The following is a 1,737-nucleotide window of genomic DNA, read 5'->3' as shown; positions in this document are numbered from 1 at the left end:
GGGATACTCGTTGGCATGCTCGACTTCGCGCACCGTAGGTCTGACCTCTTTGTCAACGAACTCGCGCACCGTCGCGACCAGCATCGCCTCGTCGTCGTTCAGTCCCGTACCCATCCGGCAATGTTGGCATGCGGCGAAGCGGGGCCACCATGACCGTCGGCCCGTACTTCGACCAGGTGCATAACGGCCAGGTCTTCACCGGTGCGCCGTCGATGACGCTCACCCCCGGGCTGGCCGCCGTGCACCAGAGCATCCTGGGTGACCGGTTGCGGTTGCCGTTGGACGCCGAGCTGTCCGCCGCGGTCACCGGGCTGCCGGCGCCGCTGGCGCACCCGGGCTTGGTCTGCGACGTCGCGATCGGTCAGTCGACGCTGGCCACCCAGCACGTCAAGGCCAACCTGTTCTACCGCGGACTGACGTTCTTCCGCTTCCCGGCGATCGGCGACACCTTGTTTACCCGCACCGAGGTTGTCGGGCTGAAGAAGAATTCCGCCAAGCCGGGCCGGGCGCCCACCGGGCTGATGGCCCTGCGGATCACCACCATCGATCAGGCCGATCGGCTCATCCTGGACTTCTACCGCTGTGCGATGCTGCCGCTGAGCGCCGGCGCCGACCCGGACTCCGCCGACCATGACGACGACCTGTCAAAGATCGGCGCCGATCTGGCTGCGCCACCGTCGGCGGCCGCCGATTGGAATGGCGAGGTCTTTCGTGAGCGTGTCACCGGGCCGCATTTCGATGCCGGCCTGGCCGGGTCGGTGTTGCACAGTAGCGCCGACGTAGTCACCAGCGCGCCGGAACTGGCCCGTCTGACCTTGAATATTGCCGGCGTGCATCATGATTCGCGTCTTGGTGGCCGGCGTCTGGTCTACGGCGGGCACACCATCGGATTGGCGCTGGCCCAGGCCAGCAAGCTGTTGCCGAACCTGGCGACCGTGCTGGGCTGGCAGTCTTGCGACCACACCGCGCCGGTATGCGAAGGCGACACTCTCTACAGCGAGCTGCACATCGAATCCGCGGAGCCGGCCGAAGGCGGCGGGGTACTGGGACTGCGGTCGCTGGTTTACGCGTTCAGCGATCCGCGCGACGAGCCACGCCAAGTCTTGGACTGGCGTTTCACGGCGCTGCAGTTCTGAGGATCAGGCTGTGAGCGCGATGTCGGAGTGGGCCACGGTGCTGGCCGAAGCCCGCCGAGTCGCCGCCGATGTCGCTGGACTTCTCGGCGTCGCGGTCGACGCCGCGACCATTCTCACCGGGCGGGCCGCGGTCATGAACCTGGCGCGGCCCGGCCGAATCTCGGCGGGCGGCGCCACCCGATTGCTTCGCACGGTCGACGGCTGGTGCGCGGTCGCATTGCCGCGCGACGACGACGTCGCGGCGCTACCGGCGCTGATGGAGGTCGACACGGTCACCGGCGATCCGTGGGCAGTGCTATCCCGTTGGGCGGCAGCGCATTCTACCGCCGACGTGGTAGACCGCGCCCGACTGCTCGACGTTGCGGTCGCAGCGCTGGGCGAAGCTTCAGCGGAGGCACCGACCGTGCGACGCTGCGGCACCCCCGTGGGGCCGCGGCGGGCAGACGGGTTGCTGGTGGCAGACTTGTCGTCGTTGTGGGCCGGCCCGCTGTGCGGTCAGCTGCTTGCTCGCGCAGGCGCCGTCGTGGTCAAGGTGGAAAGCCCCAGCCGACCGGATGGCACCCGACGCGGCGAACCGGCCTTCTTCGATTGGATGAATGCC

3 protein-coding genes are annotated in these 1,737 nt (G+C 68.4%); 2 read left to right on the top strand and 1 reads right to left on the bottom strand.

Annotation, left to right across the window (positions count from 1 at the left end):
• A partial coding sequence (locus tag VGH54_RS24680; protein WP_331514760.1) for an acyl-CoA dehydrogenase family protein occupies positions 1-114 on the bottom strand: 114 nt, incomplete at its 3' end.
• 35 nt (positions 115-149) lie between these two features.
• Here VGH54_RS24680 and VGH54_RS24675 point away from each other — a divergent pair.
• Together VGH54_RS24675 and VGH54_RS24670 are read left to right on the top strand one after the other, a co-directional pair.
• Positions 150-1,136 carry a MaoC family dehydratase gene (locus tag VGH54_RS24675; protein ID WP_331514758.1) on the top strand — a complete coding sequence of 329 codons (987 nt, stop codon included), beginning with the start codon at positions 150-152 and terminating at the stop codon, positions 1,134-1,136.
• Positions 1,137-1,155: 19 nt separating this feature from the next.
• The coding region (locus VGH54_RS24670) for a CoA transferase (protein ID WP_331514759.1) at positions 1,156-1,737 on the top strand (582 nt) is incomplete at its 3' end.

This window comes from Mycobacterium sp. (assembly GCF_036488105.1).
Lineage (GTDB): Bacteria > Actinomycetota > Actinomycetes > Mycobacteriales > Mycobacteriaceae > Mycobacterium.
The sequence above is the reverse complement of the archived record's forward strand: the minus strand, read 5'-3'. Positions and strand labels throughout refer to the sequence as shown.